Source organism: Paenibacillus vulneris (assembly GCF_039543185.1).
In the GTDB taxonomy this organism is placed as follows: domain Bacteria; phylum Bacillota; class Bacilli; order Paenibacillales; family NBRC-103111; genus Paenibacillus_S; species Paenibacillus_S vulneris.
Genome location: NZ_BAABJG010000021.1, coordinates 91268 through 106629 on the forward strand (window position 1 = coordinate 91268; position 15362 = coordinate 106629).

Here is a 15362-nt window from a genome sequence, read left to right on the forward strand (position 1 = left end):
TACCAACGGAGAAGAGGAACATCAAGCCTCCCTTGTCTTCTCCAGCTTTGCGGTAATCCATTCGAATACCGCATCCAAAGCCTTCTCGTCCGCGTCCCGCGGGAATCGGTGCTCCAGTCCTTCATAAAGCTCCATGGCGTAGTCTTTACCCGCCAGCTCCAATCCTTCCGCCAGCTTGCGGGCATGCGATACGCTGACCTGGGTATCCGCGGTACCGTGCACGATAAGGATCGGCACGTTCAGCTCCTGAAGCCAATACACGGGCGAACGGTCTTTGTAGGAGTCGATCTGCTTGCGGGGATGCCCTACAACCCGCTTCAGCATGCGGCGCAAATCAACCCTTTCCTCGTAGGTATCCAACAGATCGCTGACGCCTCCCCAGACGACGACGGGGCCTGCCTGATCGCACTGCCTCGCCGCCAGCATGGCCATCAAAGCACCGCGGGAAAACCCGATCAATGGAACCTTGCCCGGCTTCACTTCCGGCAGCGACTGCACAAGCGTAATCGCGTGAAGCACATCATACCGGTCTTCACCTCCGAAGTCCTCACGGCCTTCGCCTCCCTCATTTCCTCTGTAGAAAGGGGCAAATACGGCATATCCCCGCTTCGCCATGGACAGTATCCGCTGTTTGCGAACCATCCCTACCTTACGGATGCCGCCGCGGCAGTAGATAAGCCCAGGAAAGCATTCCGATGCGGAGGTTGCTTCAGGGACAGCCAGGTATCCTTTTACTCTAAGCCCTTCACTGATATAGGTAAGCCGGTAAAGCAGAAGCCCCTTGTAACGGCAGCGCAGAGGCTCCCTCTCCAGCAAAGTGCCGTTTGGGAATGCCTCCCCCTCGTCCTCCGCCCATTCCATCGGCAGATCCGAATCTGCTTCTTCCGCTGTACCTGCCTCCTGTCCCGCATCCTTAGTCCATAGTATGCTTGTTTGCGTATGGAAAGAAGCGTCCTGGCTTTTTCGTTCCCCCAGTTCTTCAATGGACAGCCGTTCTGTCATAGCTGCTGTTCTCCTTTCTCCTCAAGTCAGCATCTATCGAAGCCGACCCTTATTTTGACAGAAATCCATTCGTGCGCTAGACTAACTATGGTTACAATAAGTACATTTTATTATGTTCTGAAAGGTGGAGCTTCTATGAATCCCCAATTTCAAACCGAACTCGACGCATTGATCGATAAATTTGCCGAGCTTGTGACAGGCGATTCCTCTCCCGAGATGGTGGAAAAAATTAAAGCTTGGTCCATTTATAATCATATCCACAGATCCATGCCGGCTCTGACAAGCCACTGGAATCAATCCCACCCCGAGGGCAAAGCGGCCGTAAGAGCGCTTTTTGAAGAAATCCGCGACCTAAACCAGCAATTGAAGGAACGGAATAAAACGACGGAACAGGAATAATGCTCATCCTGTAGCCTACCCCAAACAGTTCTTACACCATGACAAGACCGGAAGCTTACTTATGTTCCTGTCTTTTTTCTTTTTATACTGATTGAAGTCAATAAGCTGTCAGAAAACAGCCTATTTTGGCGTCTATATGTTCAGGTGGACATCAACCTCCACTCCCTATTCTAAGGAAAGCGGTGATCCTAATGTCATTATTTAATGGAAATGGCACGGAAAGCGAGCAATTCGAGATCAAGGACAAAGGCGCAAGGAACCAGCAGATCCTTCTAAGCCAATCCACCTTCTCCGGGTCTGAGTTCGTCAACGCCCGCGGTGAGAAGGTAAGCTTCCGTAATGTCTCCATGCCGGAGACCTCATTCCGCTGCAGTGATTTAAGAAACCTTCGTTTTACAGACATCAACTTAAGCGGAACACGCATTAGCGATGCCAACCTAAGCGATCTGGAGATTGACGGCGCCCAGCTGGGCGGAGCTTACATTCATAACATCGGCCTGCCTCCTGCTGGCCATCCAGCCTACGTTGAGGGGGCGAAGCAGCGCCCGCTGCGCTTTGAAAACTGCGACCTGAACGGAAGCAGCATTTCGGACTGTACCTTGGACGGAGTCAGCATCAGCGACTGCTCCATGGAGGGGATGACGATTAACGGCATCCCGGTTCTGAAGCTGCTTGAAGCGTATCATAAGCTTAACGGATCCCCGTCGTAAGATGTAATAAGGAGCCTGTGACCATTGTCGCAGGCTCCTTTGCTGTTTGCCGCCCGTATAACAGCCTTGACGGCCCTATTTCTTGTTGAGCACCTTGTATGCGATCTTATCGAATGCACGCGGGAACAGCTGGAACAGCTTCACGCCGACTCCGGCCATAAACGGCATGTCAATCTCCGGAATTTGCCGTTCGATCGCCCGGACTACCTTATCGGCCACTTGCTCCGGCTTCAGCATGAACCATTTGACATTATTCACGTAGTTGCCCGTAGGATCCGCTCTATCGAAGAACGGCGTATCGATCGGTCCCGGATTCATGGCGGTAATGTGAACCCCGGTGTCGACAAGCTCCTGACGAAGACAGTTGGTAAAGCCGAGCACCGCATGCTTGGTTGCCGAATACCCCGAGGACTTGGCCGAGCCGATCTTGCCTGCCATGGAAGCGATATTCACAATATGCCCGCTGCCTGCTTTGAGCATATGCGGCAGTACGGCTTTCGTGCAGCGGACGGTTCCCATATAGTTCACGTCCATCATGCCTTCAAATTCCTCTATCGGTGCATCCACGAACTTCTCAAATACGCCGTACCCTGCGTTATTAATCAATATATCGATTCTGCCATAGTGGCTGATGACCTTTTGAATCGTTTCGTTAACCTGCTCTGTCGAGGTGACATCGACCTGATAGATACCGCTCGGCACTCTCAAGGAATCCGCCACCTGCTCCAGCTTATCCACGGAACGGGCCAAGAGTACAGGTGTAGCCCCTTTCTCTGCAAGCTTTTGTGCCATGATGGCTCCAATACCGCTTGAAGCTCCTGTAATGACAGCAACTTTTCCAAAAAACATATGATTTTCCTCCCAAACACGTCGGTACCACAGACACGGCGAGCTATCCAATTTGCCTTACACAGCCCTATAATGACAGGAACTAAAAAAAGTGGATCGCATCCAAGCCGGAGCTCCCCACTTCGTATTGTAAAGCATTTTGATTAGACGATCAAAACCTGAATATCCAGCTCACCGATTCCATCCATAATGAGAGGGATCGTTAACGCCTTCTTCGGCAAAAAGCCTGCGGAATTCGCGGAATGCAGCAGCTTCGGCGGTGTAATATCAACCTTAACCCCTTGATTGAACAGCATGGTGCTTGCATTGCCGCTGATCATATTGCCGAGCTCCGAGATGGCGCTCCTGCTCATTTCATCCATCTCCGAAACTTGAAAACCGCCCATCATCGCTGAGACCATCTTCAAAGCGACCTCTTCATGAAGCCCGAATACGATATCCCCCTGCATCTGGCCGGTCATCCCGATTTGAATCCATATGTACTTCTCTACGAACTTTACGTCTTTTATCCCAAGATTCCCTGTGGAAGGGCGGATATTGGCGACTTGCTCAATGACAATCCTTGCTGATTCCAAGAAAGGATTAATATATTCTGCCTTCATGATATAAAAGGTCCCCTTTTCAGCAAAATCACGTAAATTTCATAGGACTATACTCCCTACCATTATACCTAATTTCACTAAATAAGTATATGTTTTTTGCTTGGAAGAACAAAAATAGGAAAGAAGACTCATTCTCCTGACGGCAAACATGGCTCATACATCATGATGGCATGGTTCTCGGCTACTAGTTCCCCGCCTAACCATTCCCCTTCTATTGTATACTGATTCCGGGCAATAAGATTATGCCTTACGTATCCGCCCCACAACTCCTGCGTGAACCAATGCTTGGTTTCCACGATTTCATAGCGGTAACGGGCCGGCAGATTCGATCTCCACTCCCCGATAAGGTCGTGCTCCGTCAACCGGATATGAAGCTGATAAATCGCCTCCGTCGGATTATACAACTGCAGGTCCAAGTAATTATAGAAGCAGGTGGCACCTGTCCCGAAGGGCTGCGTTCTTCCCGCATCGGGAAAGACGTCGTAGCCGTGCCGGTACCGCTCGACGACCTGAAGCGGAGTATGAAGCGCGAGCCAGTAAATCAGATTGGACAGCTGGCACAACCCTCCTCCTACCCCCGTGCGAACCGTTCCTTTATGAAGAATCATACCGTCTTTATACCCCTTGCGCCTCGTAGGCTTTCCGATAGCCTTCCAGTAGGACAGCGTTTCTCCGGGGTTCAATAGAATACCGTCCAGTCTTTGTGCTGCAATACGTAAATTCGTTACTTTGTTATATTGAAGCTGCATGTCGACATCCTTCAGCTGGCGAAGTAAAGGCGTCCGATGGGTGCAAATCACATAAGGCAGCTTGTCGCTGCTTATTTCTGAAGCCCATTTGGCAGAGCTCGTTATCCACTTGAAGCGACGCCGTACCCGATAATACAGGATTCCTAGCCAGGTTCGCCAACGCGGCCGATCCAAGGGCTTGGGAATGGCTCCCGGTATAGTCACAGTTCAATCCCCTCCTGACCTTCTAAACGACATTCGGCCCAAAATTACTTTCACCATTCTACATTCTTAAGCCCATCATATTACCGGAGCTGTACCTCTTTAATCCGTAATAAAAGAAAGCCGTCCCCCCCGCGGCAAGCAGCAGCGCGACCCCAAGCGCCTGAAACAGGAATAACGGCTCCACCGAACGAAGCAGCCCAATCGGCATATAGCTGATGAACCCGGCCGGAACTATGGTAAAAAGAATCAGCTTGCCTGCTCCTTTGAAAATTCCCGTAGGATAAGTCGAAAAGGCCAGCATGCCGTTAAACACCTGCTGTCCAATCCCCTCGGCATTCCCGATAAAAAAAGCAAGAGACTGAAAGATCACTACAAAAAACATGAAGATGACCATTGCTATAAGCAATGCCAAAGCGAACTTGCCCATTCCTGCCCAGGTCAAGTCCCCGAAGAAGAAATAAATCAGCAGGGCAAACAGAATATCACCTATGGCCGAAATCGACATCCGGCTGACCAGTACATGCAGCAATACCGGCTTCGGCTGCGACAAATAGATGTCCAGCTGACCTGCGGCAACCAGGGAAGCAATCCGGTACGCATTGCCGAAGAAGACGGCTGAGAGCCCGAAGCCCCCCGAGCTCACCGCCCACATCATCATCACGTCCTGAAGCGTCCAACCGTTTACGACCTGAAATTTTTGAAAATACAATCCCCAGAACAATATCCATACCGCATTATTCACCATCATCATGCCAGCCGTCATGAGAAAGCTGAGACGGAACTCCATCGCCCCGGCAAGGTTCAGCTTCCAGCAGCTCCACACAAAGAGTCCGATTCCTTGTGCTTTTCGAAACATGCTTCACTCCTCCTCTCTATCCTCCGTTCACATTGACCTTGCGGACACCCAGGCGATACATCAAAGCCACACCTGCTCCTAGCACAATAATCCATATTCCCTGTGTCAGCAGCATCGGCATGATAGCAAAGTCAGACCAACGCACCGCGGTTCTTGCCGGAACATACAGCACCGTCTGGAACGGAAGCCAGCGGCATACTTCTTGAAGCGCCCGCGGGAACAGCTCCAGCGGCATCAGCATGCCGCCAATGGTAAACAACAGCTTGTGGTAGACAAATTCCAGTCCTCTTGTCTCCTCAACCCAGAACGCGCAAAGGGCAAGCGCCATGTTCAGCAGGAAATTTACGGTGACCGCCCCTGCGGACATCAGGATAAACCCTGCCCATCCCCAGCCGAAGTCAGGCCATCCGAACAGGGCAATGCCGAGCAACCCTCCGACGCACAGATTTACCAATAGCCGGATCGCCACTTCACTTATATACCCGACGTAATGATACCCGATATAGCTTAGCGGACGGATCAGCTTGTAGCCGACATCCCCGTTCTTAACCTCCTCCTCCACGCGGGTAGACAAGCTGGGAAACGCCGTTGTCAAGGCCTCGGCGAACAAGATATACCAAATGATTTGTTCGTAGCTGTAGCCCTCAATCAGACCGCCGCCTTCCCCCTGATACGTCACCCTCCACAGCTGAACGAATATATACATGATAATGATGAGAAAGACGGAACGAATAAGAAAGTCATACACATAGGCAAAATGATTCCGCAGCGTGACCCTGCCTATCGCACCATATTTGATCAGCTTGCCAAGCGCGGAGAATTGCGGCTGCTTAGCCTTGCCGCTGACCGCTGTACTCAGGTTCAACCCCTCTTGCTTCATGCGGCTCACCTCCGTCGTCTCGCGATCCATATTTCGCTTCACGCGCATAAATATGGGAAATGATTTGTTCCATAGGCGGATCCTCAATCGTTACATCGACTACACGGTAGTGGGTGACGATATGGGAAAGCACCTTCTCCAAATTCGCTGTCGTCGTGTCTACAGAAAGCCTCATTTCTGCTGCCCCCTGACTTATCAGCTTGACGCCGGGAAATTGAAAAGGCTCACCGGGCTCCTGAAGCTTCAACTGGATCGTCTTCTCCGTTAACAGCTCTTTCTTCATGCGCTCCACATGATCATCGAGTATGACCTGGCCGTGATTAATCACGATGGCTCTTTTGCACAGCTGCTCGATATCTCCTGCATCATGGGAGGTCAGAAAAATCGTCGTGCCTTCCTCACGGTTCAGCTCCACTATAAGCTCTCTGATTTTTTGCTTTACGATAACGTCCAGCCCGATCGTAGGCTCATCCAGGAAGACAATTCCCGGCCGGTGCAGCAGCGCCGCCGCGATTTCACAGCGCATGCGTTCACCGAGCGACAGCTTTCGAACCGGTGTATGCAAATACGGCTCAAGCTCGAACCGGCGTACCAGATCATCCCGGCGGTTCCTATAATCATCACGCTTCAGTTCATAGATCCGGCTCATCAGCTCGAAGGTATCGATAGGCGGCAGATGGTACCACAGCTGTGATTTTTGCCCAAAGACGGAGCCGATATGGTAGGCCAGCCGGCTTCTTTCCTTCCATGGACACATACCAAGCACCTTGGCCGACCCTCCCGATGGATGCAGGATGCCGGTCAGCATCTTGATCGTGGTCGATTTGCCTGCCCCGTTCGGTCCAAGGAACGCGAGCGTCTCCCCCGCTTCCACTGTCAAATCGATGCCAAGCACGGCGGCTTTCTCAGTATACCTGGGCCTGAACAGCGAGCGCAGGCTGCCGGCAACCCCCGCTTCCTTTTGCTTGATGGCGAATGCCTTCGATAATCCGTCCGCTTGAATGACTTTCATGCTTCCATCTCCTTTCCTCCGCTAAAGCAGAAAAGACCCCGTGCCGTTCTGCCTTGACAGGCGGAACTTGCTCGAGGTCTTTTATCCCTACGGTGTAGTGCAAGCAGCTGCACTCGGCTTCGCTTGGTTCGAACCGGCCCATAACCGTCGGATCCCTAGAAGCCCTTCCACTTAATTGTTATATATTACCATACGCTTTTGCAGGCTGACAATCCTTTTCTACCGACGCATAAAAAACTTTTTCCCGTTCGCATAAAAAGGAAATTTACAGGAAAACTAACGGCATTACAGGTAATTTACCCATATCCAAACATTTCTGACTGAAGGAGGGCTTACTTTGCCGGATCAAAGACCGAATCAACCGCAAAGTGACTCAAGGCGTAAGTTTCTGAAATATTCGGGTGCTGCCATCGGCGGGGTTGTCGTAGGCGGCGTCGTTGGGGGAGTCATTGGCCGGAATCTTGCTCCGAAAGCAACAGAGCCGGGCAAGCAGCCCGATACAGCTCAACCCGGTACAGGAGCAGCCGCAGATTACAATCAAGCGCTGATGTTTTTCAATCAGGAGCAGTTTCGTCTGACGGAAGCGGCAACGGAACGGATTTATCCGAAGGACGAGCTTGGTCCGGGAGCAAAGGAATTGGGTGTCGCCTATTTTATCGACCATCAATTAGCCGGACAATGGGGGATTAACGCCAGAGAATATATGATGGGACCCTTTCTGGCAGGAGAAGCGACCCAAGGCAACTTCCCGAACGTAAGGCGGCACGAGTTGTTCACGATGGGGCTGCAGGCTATCCAGAATTTGAGTCAAACCAAATACCAGAAGTCGTTTTTGGACTTGGGAGAAGCAGAGCAGGACGAGGTGCTGAAGGCTCTGGAGGCCGGTAATGATATCAAGCTCTACGGCTCGACAGGCCCTGTCTTCTTCAAGCTGCTGGTCAATTTCACTATGGAAGGTGTTTATTCCGATCCGCTGTACGGAGGCAACAAAAATATGCTGGGCTGGAAGATGAAAAATTTCCCCGGCAACCAAATGAGCTATGTGGATGTTGTCGATAAAAAAGAATTTGTCAAAATGGACCCGCAAAGCTTGCGTGACCATTTGAGCCACTAGAAGGGAGTTAGAACTGCATGGCTACAACATTACCCAAGGTATCGGCTGTTGTCGTTGGTATGGGCTGGACGGGCGGCGTGATTTCCTGTGAACTGGCAAAAGCGGGAGTGAAGGTGGTCGGGCTCGAGCGCGGCAGGGCAAGAAAGACCGAGGACTACTACATGGTTCACGATGAGCTTCGTTATGCCCAGCAGTATGGCTTGGCTCAGGACCTGTCCAGAGAAACCGTCACCTTCCGCAACACGGAGAAAGGAACTGCGCTTCCGATGCGCTCCTATGGTTCCTTCATTCTTGGCGAAGGGCTCGGCGGAGCCGGGGTACACTGGAACGGCCAATATTTTCGCTTCCTGCCCTATGATTTCGAGATTAAGTCCAAAACGATTGAACGCTATGGGGCCAAAAAAATCCCCGACGGAATGACGATTCAGGACTGGGGTATCACCTACGATGAGCTGGAGCCCTATTTCGACAAATTTGAAAAAATGGCGGGCATCTCCGGAGAGGCCGAGCAAAACCCGATGGTCGGTAAACGTTCGAATCCGTTTCCTACCCCTCCGATGAAGAAGACTGCGATTATGCAAATGTTCGAGGATGCCTCCAAAAAGCTGGGTATGCATCCTTACATCTACCCTTCCGGCAACCTGTCCACCCAATACACCAATCCCGACGGAATTGCGCGCGCCGCTTGCCAATACTGCGGTTTCTGCGAACGGTTTGGCTGCGAATACGGGGCCAAAGCGGATCCGGTTGTCACGGTGATCCCTGTAGCGCAAAAGACGGGGAACTTCGAGCTAAGAACCGAGTCTAATGTTACTCGGATCTTGAATGACGGGAAGAGAGCGACCGGTGTCGTCTACGTGAATACGATAACCGGTGAAGAATTTGAACAGCCGGCCGATGTCGTTATTTTGACCAGCTTTGTTTTCAATAACGTTCGTTTGCTGCTTAATTCCAAGCTGGGCAAACCATACGATCCAAAAACCGGTACTGGCGTTATCGGCAAAAACTATGCGTATCAGGTTAACGGCGCCAACTCGGTCGGCTTTTATGATGACCAGGAGTTTAATCTTTATGCAGGAGCCGGAGCCTTGGGTTCAGAAGTAGACGATTTCAACGGAGATAACTTCGACCACTCCAACTTGAATTTCATCCATGGAGCAGGGATCCGGATAGCGCAAGCGGGCCTTCGTCCGATCGCCAATAACTCAACGCCGAAGGGAACCCCTGCATGGGGCAAGGAGTTCAAACAAGCCTCCATCAAATATGCGAACCGGGTCCTCACCGTGGCTGGCCAAGGCTCCAATATGCCATGGAGACATCATTATCTGGATCTGGATCCAACTTACAAGGATGTGTACGGGCAGCCGTTAATCCGGGTTACATACGATTTTGAAGATCAGGACCGCGAGATGGTCAAGTTCATTGCCAGTAAGACGGACGCGATTATGAAGGAAATGAAGGCGACTACGGTCCAAACCAATTCAGAGCTAAAAAACTACAATATCGTTCCTTACCAATCGACCCATAACACCGGCGGGGTCATCATGGGAGCTGATCCTACAACCTCGGCCGTGAACAACTATCTGCAAATGTGGGATGTACAGAACCTGTTCGTCGTCGGTGCCTCTGCGTTCCCGCATAACAGCGGCTATAATCCGACTGCCGTTGTTGGAGCCCTTGCATACCGGGCTTCTGAGGGAATTCTGAAATACTTGAAGACACCTGGCCCTTTAGCATAGCGGGGTGAATCATTTGGAAGCCAATGAAGAGCTTATCGCGCACCTGGCCGAAGTCCGAAAACGGTTGATTATCGTCATAGCATGGTTCGTGCTTGCTCTAGGCGGAGGATTCTATTTGTCACCGGGCATATTGCAATATATCCGGTCCCAGCCGGCAGCGGCTCATATTGAATGGAACGTCTTCTCCTTTACGGACGGGCTGTTCATTTATATGAAATGCGCGTTTGTCTTTGCGATATTTCTGACTCTGCCGATTCTGCTTTACCACATATGGGCGTTTGTGAGACCTGGTTTGACCGATAGGGAGGCCAAGGAGACGTTTGCTTACATCCCTGCCGCGTTCTTCCTGTTCCTGTGCGGAGTCGCATTCAGCTATTCCGTTGTTTTTCCGATGATGGTGCGTTTTATGAAAAGCATGAATCAAAGCATCGGAGCGGTGGAAACATACGGGATAGACCGGTATTTCTCCTTTATGTTCAATGTGATCTTCCCGCTCTCGATCGCGTTCGAAATGCCTGTCATCGTGCTGTTCCTGACCCGCATCGGAGTTCTGACGCCGGACAGGCTCAAAAAAACGCGGAAATACGCGTATCTCGGTCTTGCCATTACCGGATCCTGCATATCTCCGCCGGATTTCGTCTCCCATTTGTCCGTTACGATTCCGCTGCTTCTGCTGTTTGAGCTGAGCGTAATCTTATCGGGAACCTACTACCGCAAAATTTCGACGATGCCGAGCAACAGTTGAGGCGAAGCGGAATGAGCAGCATCTTTCGAAGTCAGTTTTGCCTTCGGCAAAACTCAGTAACGCTTTCGAAGTCAGTTTTGCCTTCGGCAAAACTCTAAGGAGGGAACCAAATGTTCAACAACATCGGGGTCTCAGGGTTGATCATCATATTGATCATCGCCCTGATCGTATTCGGTCCCGCCAAGCTCCCCCAATTGGGGAGAGCGTTCGGCGATACCTTGAGGGAATTTCGTAATTCCACCAGAGGGATGGTTGAAGACGTGACCGTCGAAAAAAAAGACGACACCAAGCAAATCATGGAGGAACTAAGATGAAAAACAAATGGACCATTATCGTGCTGGCGGCCGCTCTTACCTTAAGCTTGTCCGCTTGCGGAACCAAGAACCAGGCAAGTCCTTCCCCTGCTCCTTCTCCTGCCACAGGTGGAACAACAGGAGGTACGACCGGTGGAACTACAGGCGGGACTACGGGAGGTACAACAGGCGGTACCACCGGCGGAGCTCCCACTGGCGGGACTACAGGCGGAACCGGCGCTACGACACAAGTGAATGCCGAAGCGATCTACAAGCAAAGCTGCGTAGCCTGCCATGGAGGCAATCTGGAAGGTAAAACCGGACCTAACCTGACCAAAGTGGGCGGCAAGCTGTCCAAGGATCAAATTGCGGCCAAGATCGGTGCCGGCGGCGGCGGAATGCCTGCTTTCAAAACCCAACTGAAAAACGAAGAGATTCAAGGGCTTGCCGATTGGCTTGCTGCCAAAAAATAAGAACACAAAAAGAAGAGAAGCGCCGTCTTCTCTTCTTTTCCTGTTCACAGGACGATTCCGCAGTGAGCGCAGAATTTAGCCCCGACTTCATTGTAGTTGCGGCAGGAGCGGCACATCACTTGAATAGCCTCATCTGTTTCCTCTGCTCTTGGGAAGTCCTCGAACTGAAAGCCGCAGACCGGACAAAATCTGACGTCCATGGCGACGATTTTGCCGCATCGGCATTCTTTCTCATTTTTGGCCGCCTTAATCCTCTGCTCTAATGCCTGAATCCCTTGGCGAAGCAGGCCGATATGATCGCAGTAGGCCAGAACGTCCCGCTCGGATGCTTTCCAATTGCCGGACGCATGCGCCTGATATACGCATTCCCCGATCAAAAGATACGCTTTTTCAATTTCCCTCTCCTTGGATGCCATTTGTGTCTTAAGCCGCGTCGTTTCCATAGTTTGCTGAGCTTTTTTAGCGGCATCGGATGCTCCCTGCTTCATCTTATCAAAAAAAGACATCGGACAAGCCTCCTCGGTCACATACTTGTTACTTATAAGTATGAAGGGTGCTGACGTCCTCATTCCTTGTTTCCGCAAAATGCAAAATAACCCCGTAACGTGGGGCTAGACTTCAAAGCTGAATCTGGTACTTTGCCGGGAGGCGCAAAATTGGCTAATAATAACAAAAGCTTCCCTGCCGCAACCGGGCATAAGAAGCTTTGGTTAGCATTTTTAGCCATCCCATTGCTGCTTGGCAGGCTGAAGCTTGCGGAATTGGAAGTACATTGCCAATCTCCAAGGCAGCAGCATACCAAAAGCCAGCAAAAAGAAAATGGCCCCCGTTTGGGGCAGCGTCACATACTGCTCAATAATCTGCCGCAGCAGAATACGAATAACGAGCAGCCCTGCGAGAATAAAAATAAATACCTTGGAGCGTTTCAAATAAACCTCACCGTCTCGCACCTCCATTTGGGAGGACCGGATCAGCGGATAAGAGAATATAAGAGCTCCGACCAAGAAAGCACCCATAGCCCAGGACAACGGAATTCGGGTCATTGGCGCTGCAAACATAAGAAACCCCGTACTCATAGCGATCGGCGGGATGAGCAGTTTCTTAGGATTGACTGCTTTATTGGATGCGCGCATCCTGAACAGCATGGCCATACAGGCTGCCATAGCTGCACCTATCGTAACGGTAATTTGCGGATTTACGAAATGCATGGCTTCCACCATCCTATGAAATGTGTATCCTTTTATTATTTTAAGCAAAGCAATAGCTTTCTTATTTATTATAGCGAAAATAGTAAAGCATTGTAAGTATCGGAGCCGATCTTTTGTTTGGATAGTAGTACTGCTCTTGTTAAAGACAGGAGTGAAATTGGGATCAAGTGCAGAAGCCCCAGTCCTTTGCATCCGGGGGAAAAAGATGTATTTACTTTTGTCCGGAGACGTGTATAATTTATTTAGTAAACATTTTTATTTAAAATGTATAAAATTTTTGTAAAGGAGGAATGGTTTATGAGTCAGACCGTGGCGGATCGGGTCGAGACTGCAGAGCAGCCGTTCGATCAGCAAAAGCAAGGTAAAGAGCCTTTGTGGACCCGGACCTTTATTTTACTAGCCCTGGCCAACCTGCTGCTTTTTTTCGGGTTTCAAATGCTGCTGCCTACCATTCCGGCTTACGTAACCCAGCTTGGAGGAGACAATTCGGCCGTCGGAATGGTTATTTTTATACTAACCGTATCCGCCTTAATCATTAGGCCCTTCTCTGGAGCGGCCCTCGATATGTTTTCGGGCAGATCCATTCTCGTGATAGGTTCTGTCATCATTTTGATTGCCATTGGAAGCTACATAGCCGCCGCCAGCGTAGGTGTGATCTATTTACTGAGGGTCGTGCACGGGATCGGTTGGGGCATCTCGACTACCACCTATGGAACGATGGCTTCGAACATTATTCCGGCGTCCCGCAGGGGCGAAGGTATGGGCTATTTCGGTTTGGCCTCTACATTGGCGATGGCACTGGGACCCATGAGCGGTATCGCCATCATCAATACTTTCAGCTTTGGCGTATTATTCACCGTTTCGTTCGGCCTCACCCTGCTATCCATTCTGGTCTCCATGCTGGTAGGCGGGAAATCTTACTCCGCGGCAGCCGGCACGGAACCTCCCGTTAAGAAAGGAAACCAGGCTTCCCGAGGAAGCTTATGGTCCCGGCTTGTTGATAAGCAAGCCTTGTTCCCTTCCCTGCTTGTTTTGCTCCTTGCCTTAACGTACGGGGGGATCGTCAGCTTCATCACCTTGTTCGGGAAAGAGCAGGGTATCGCCAATGTCGGATGGTTTTTCTCGGTCAATGCCATTATGCTGTTTGTCGTGCGGCCTATTTCCGGCAAAATCTTCGACACCCGAGGGCATGTCTGGGTTCTGCTCCCTGGAGCGCTGTTCAGCCTGGCCGGCCTGATTCTGCTGTCCTTTACGACAGGAACCGACAGTCTGATAGCGGCGGCCGCCTTCTACGGCACCGGATTTGGCGCTATCCAGCCTTCGCTTCAGGCATGGATCGTCCAGCGTGCTGCTCCGGAACGGCGCGGCGCAGCCAACGCGACCTTCTTCTCTGCCTTTGACCTCGGTATCGGTCTCGGCGCTCTCCTTCTGGGACCTATCGCTGCTGCAACGAATTATGCCATGATGTACCGCGTATCCAGTTTCATGTTCGTGCTATATTTGATTATTTACACCGTTTATGTGGTGAGGATGAGAAAAAAAGGCGGCCTATGAGGCAGCCTTTTTGTTTGTTGAGAAACTCGAGAAAACTGAAAATGGCCATTATATTGCGATGGGATATGCCCCTCCAGCCGCTGTTGAAACCCATGAAATGTGATTATAATTAGCGGTATTTTCATGGGTTTCAAAGGCGGACGTAAACTCCTCCGAGGCATACCCCATCTCCATATTAGCCCTTTTCGCACTAAACTAAGTTTCTCAACAAACGAATACAAAAAATGGCGGCTATCACGGCCGCCTTTTTGTATTGTATGGTTAAATAGCGCGCTGTAAGCAGGAACAAAAATCATCGATAGTACGCTGCTTGAGACAATAGCTGCTCCGGTTGGCAATAAGACGGTCCGTCGAAGCGGCTATTGTATCGACTATCGTCCTTCCTGGGGAAAGGGCGTAATCCTGATCCGCCGCGACCACGGCATCAGACGCAGCCAACGAATCCAGGATAGCGGGTATGGTCCTGACATGCTTTCCTTTGTCCCGAAAATACCTCGAAGTGATCCTCGGATATTTCGTTGCAATCGTCAAGTCCGGGCGGCTCAGCATCCCGGATTCGCCGAATAGAAACAAATCCACCCGGTCCGTACCAAGGTCCAGCAATTCGACGAGCTCTTTGGGCTGCTCCCATAAAATATGCTTTCCGGTGATCCCCAAATCGGCCGCTCCAAGTTCAACGAGCATAGGAATATCAATCTGCTTCACGATAATCCATTCCATCGCCTGAGAAGAAAGCAAATAGGCTCTTGTGTTCAAAATATTTGGTGGAATCGGAATCCTAGCTTTTTCTAAAAATGAAACGACGGTCTCCAGGTTATCTTTGGGCAAGGCAACTCTCAGCTGCATTGTCATAAGGTACCTCCTTTGTAATCATGCAAAAAAATAAATTAACTACCATATTATCCATAATTACCCTCATAGTAAAGAAAAAAGGACGCCTCATGGCGTCCCGGGTTGTTAAAAAAACTCTATC

At 50.7% G+C, this 15362-nt stretch carries 18 protein-coding genes; 8 read left to right on the forward strand and 10 right to left on the reverse strand.

Going from position 1 to position 15362, the window contains the following annotated elements; translation table 11 throughout:
- Positions 1-21: 21 nt before the first annotated feature.
- Positions 22-861 carry an alpha/beta hydrolase family protein gene (locus ABEA66_RS18815; protein ID WP_377741361.1) on the reverse strand — a complete coding sequence of 280 codons (840 nt, stop codon included), beginning with the start codon at positions 859-861 and terminating at the stop codon, positions 22-24.
- Positions 862-1137: 276 nt separating this feature from the next.
- On the opposite strand from ABEA66_RS18815, the gene ABEA66_RS18820 reads away from it, so the two are divergent.
- Positions 1138-1401 carry a DUF2573 family protein gene (locus ABEA66_RS18820; protein ID WP_079909860.1) on the forward strand — a complete coding sequence of 88 codons (264 nt, stop codon included), beginning with the start codon at positions 1138-1140 and terminating at the stop codon, positions 1399-1401.
- A 191-nt stretch (positions 1402-1592) separates the two neighbouring features.
- The gene (locus ABEA66_RS18825) at positions 1593-2111 is read left to right on the forward strand and encodes a pentapeptide repeat-containing protein (protein ID WP_345589769.1); all 519 of its coding nucleotides are present in this window, start codon (positions 1593-1595) and stop codon (positions 2109-2111) included.
- Between the two features lie 75 nt (positions 2112-2186).
- On the opposite strand, the gene ABEA66_RS18830 is transcribed toward ABEA66_RS18825, so the two are convergent.
- From ABEA66_RS18830 to ABEA66_RS18855, 6 genes are all read right to left on the reverse strand, one after another.
- Positions 2187-2960 (reverse strand): SDR family NAD(P)-dependent oxidoreductase, encoded by a 774-nt coding sequence (locus ABEA66_RS18830; RefSeq protein WP_345589771.1) that lies wholly within the window; start codon positions 2958-2960, stop codon positions 2187-2189.
- Positions 2961-3103: 143 nt separating this feature from the next.
- On the reverse strand, positions 3104-3562 hold the full coding sequence (locus ABEA66_RS18835) for a chemotaxis protein CheX (RefSeq protein WP_192704093.1): 459 nt from the start codon (positions 3560-3562) through the stop codon (positions 3104-3106).
- A 128-nt stretch (positions 3563-3690) separates the two neighbouring features.
- Positions 3691-4515 carry a VanW family protein gene (locus tag ABEA66_RS18840; RefSeq protein WP_345589776.1) on the reverse strand — a complete coding sequence of 275 codons (825 nt, stop codon included), beginning with the start codon at positions 4513-4515 and terminating at the stop codon, positions 3691-3693.
- A gap of 58 nt (positions 4516-4573) precedes the next feature.
- The gene (locus ABEA66_RS18845) at positions 4574-5371 is read right to left on the reverse strand and encodes an ABC transporter permease (RefSeq protein ID WP_192704092.1); all 798 of its coding nucleotides are present in this window, start codon (positions 5369-5371) and stop codon (positions 4574-4576) included.
- A 16-nt stretch (positions 5372-5387) separates the two neighbouring features.
- Entirely contained in the window at positions 5388-6251 is an 864-nt protein-coding gene (locus tag ABEA66_RS18850; RefSeq protein ID WP_345589777.1) for an ABC transporter permease, read from the reverse strand.
- Complete coding sequence (locus ABEA66_RS18855) at positions 6202-7263, reverse strand: ABC transporter ATP-binding protein (RefSeq protein WP_345589778.1); 1062 nt, start codon at positions 7261-7263, stop codon at positions 6202-6204. Before ABEA66_RS18855 ends, ABEA66_RS18850 begins: the two co-directional genes overlap by 50 nt.
- A gap of 337 nt (positions 7264-7600) precedes the next feature.
- Here ABEA66_RS18855 and ABEA66_RS18860 point away from each other — a divergent pair, with 337 nt between their 5' ends.
- From ABEA66_RS18860 to ABEA66_RS18880, 5 genes are all read left to right on the forward strand, one after another.
- Entirely contained in the window at positions 7601-8377 is a 777-nt protein-coding gene (locus ABEA66_RS18860; RefSeq protein WP_192704089.1) for a gluconate 2-dehydrogenase subunit 3 family protein, read from the forward strand.
- A 17-nt stretch (positions 8378-8394) separates the two neighbouring features.
- Positions 8395-10116, forward strand: a complete 1722-nt coding sequence (locus ABEA66_RS18865) for a GMC family oxidoreductase (RefSeq protein ID WP_192704088.1) — start codon at positions 8395-8397, stop codon at positions 10114-10116.
- A gap of 13 nt (positions 10117-10129) precedes the next feature.
- The gene (tatC, locus tag ABEA66_RS18870) at positions 10130-10861 is read left to right on the forward strand and encodes a twin-arginine translocase subunit TatC (RefSeq protein ID WP_345589782.1); all 732 of its coding nucleotides are present in this window, start codon (positions 10130-10132) and stop codon (positions 10859-10861) included.
- Between the two features lie 110 nt (positions 10862-10971).
- Positions 10972-11175 (forward strand): twin-arginine translocase TatA/TatE family subunit, encoded by a 204-nt coding sequence (locus ABEA66_RS18875; RefSeq protein WP_079909850.1) that lies wholly within the window; start codon positions 10972-10974, stop codon positions 11173-11175.
- Positions 11172-11627, forward strand: a complete 456-nt coding sequence (locus ABEA66_RS18880) for a c-type cytochrome (RefSeq protein ID WP_345589784.1) — start codon at positions 11172-11174, stop codon at positions 11625-11627. Before ABEA66_RS18875 ends, ABEA66_RS18880 begins: the two co-directional genes overlap by 4 nt.
- 44 nt (positions 11628-11671) lie before the next feature.
- On the opposite strand, the gene ABEA66_RS18885 is transcribed toward ABEA66_RS18880, so the two are convergent.
- Together ABEA66_RS18885 and ABEA66_RS18890 are read right to left on the reverse strand one after the other, a co-directional pair.
- A complete protein-coding gene (locus ABEA66_RS18885; RefSeq protein WP_192704086.1) occupies positions 11672-12133 on the reverse strand; it encodes a zinc ribbon domain-containing protein in 462 nt (153 codons plus the stop codon).
- A 213-nt stretch (positions 12134-12346) separates the two neighbouring features.
- Entirely contained in the window at positions 12347-12835 is a 489-nt protein-coding gene (locus ABEA66_RS18890; protein ID WP_345589787.1) for a CcdC family protein, read from the reverse strand.
- 297 nt (positions 12836-13132) lie between these two features.
- Here ABEA66_RS18890 and ABEA66_RS18895 point away from each other — a divergent pair, with 297 nt between their 5' ends.
- Positions 13133-14389, forward strand: a complete 1257-nt coding sequence (locus ABEA66_RS18895; RefSeq protein ID WP_345589789.1) for an MFS transporter — start codon at positions 13133-13135, stop codon at positions 14387-14389.
- 261 nt (positions 14390-14650) lie between these two features.
- On the opposite strand, the gene ABEA66_RS18900 is transcribed toward ABEA66_RS18895, so the two are convergent.
- Positions 14651-15241: a hypothetical protein gene (locus tag ABEA66_RS18900; RefSeq protein WP_345589791.1), complete on the reverse strand. Its 591-nt coding sequence runs from the start codon at positions 15239-15241 to the stop codon at positions 14651-14653.
- Positions 15242-15362 lie beyond the last annotated feature (121 nt).

Excerpts from the sequence above, each read along its gene's own strand:
- ABEA66_RS18815 (WP_377741361.1), bottom strand. The coding sequence starts at position 861 with ATGGAATGGGCGGAGGACGAGGGGGAGGCATTCCCAAACGGCACTTTG.
- ABEA66_RS18820 (WP_079909860.1), top strand. The coding sequence starts at position 1,138 with ATGAATCCCCAATTTCAAACCGAACTCGACGCATTGATCGATAAATTT.
- ABEA66_RS18825 (WP_345589769.1), top strand. The coding sequence starts at position 1,593 with ATGTCATTATTTAATGGAAATGGCACGGAAAGCGAGCAATTCGAGATC.
- ABEA66_RS18830 (WP_345589771.1), bottom strand. The coding sequence starts at position 2,960 with ATGTTTTTTGGAAAAGTTGCTGTCATTACAGGAGCTTCAAGCGGTATT.
- ABEA66_RS18835 (WP_192704093.1), bottom strand. The coding sequence starts at position 3,562 with ATGAAGGCAGAATATATTAATCCTTTCTTGGAATCAGCAAGGATTGTC.
- ABEA66_RS18845 (WP_192704092.1), bottom strand. The coding sequence starts at position 5,371 with ATGTTTCGAAAAGCACAAGGAATCGGACTCTTTGTGTGGAGCTGCTGG.
- ABEA66_RS18850 (WP_345589777.1), bottom strand. The coding sequence starts at position 6,251 with ATGAAGCAAGAGGGGTTGAACCTGAGTACAGCGGTCAGCGGCAAGGCT.
- ABEA66_RS18855 (WP_345589778.1), bottom strand. The coding sequence starts at position 7,263 with ATGAAAGTCATTCAAGCGGACGGATTATCGAAGGCATTCGCCATCAAG.
- ABEA66_RS18865 (WP_192704088.1), top strand. The coding sequence starts at position 8,395 with ATGGCTACAACATTACCCAAGGTATCGGCTGTTGTCGTTGGTATGGGC.
- ABEA66_RS18875 (WP_079909850.1), top strand. The coding sequence starts at position 10,972 with ATGTTCAACAACATCGGGGTCTCAGGGTTGATCATCATATTGATCATC.
- ABEA66_RS18880 (WP_345589784.1), top strand. The coding sequence starts at position 11,172 with ATGAAAAACAAATGGACCATTATCGTGCTGGCGGCCGCTCTTACCTTA.
- ABEA66_RS18885 (WP_192704086.1), bottom strand. The coding sequence starts at position 12,133 with ATGTCTTTTTTTGATAAGATGAAGCAGGGAGCATCCGATGCCGCTAAA.
- ABEA66_RS18890 (WP_345589787.1), bottom strand. The coding sequence starts at position 12,835 with ATGCATTTCGTAAATCCGCAAATTACCGTTACGATAGGTGCAGCTATG.
- ABEA66_RS18895 (WP_345589789.1), top strand. The coding sequence starts at position 13,133 with ATGAGTCAGACCGTGGCGGATCGGGTCGAGACTGCAGAGCAGCCGTTC.
- ABEA66_RS18900 (WP_345589791.1), bottom strand. The coding sequence starts at position 15,241 with ATGACAATGCAGCTGAGAGTTGCCTTGCCCAAAGATAACCTGGAGACC.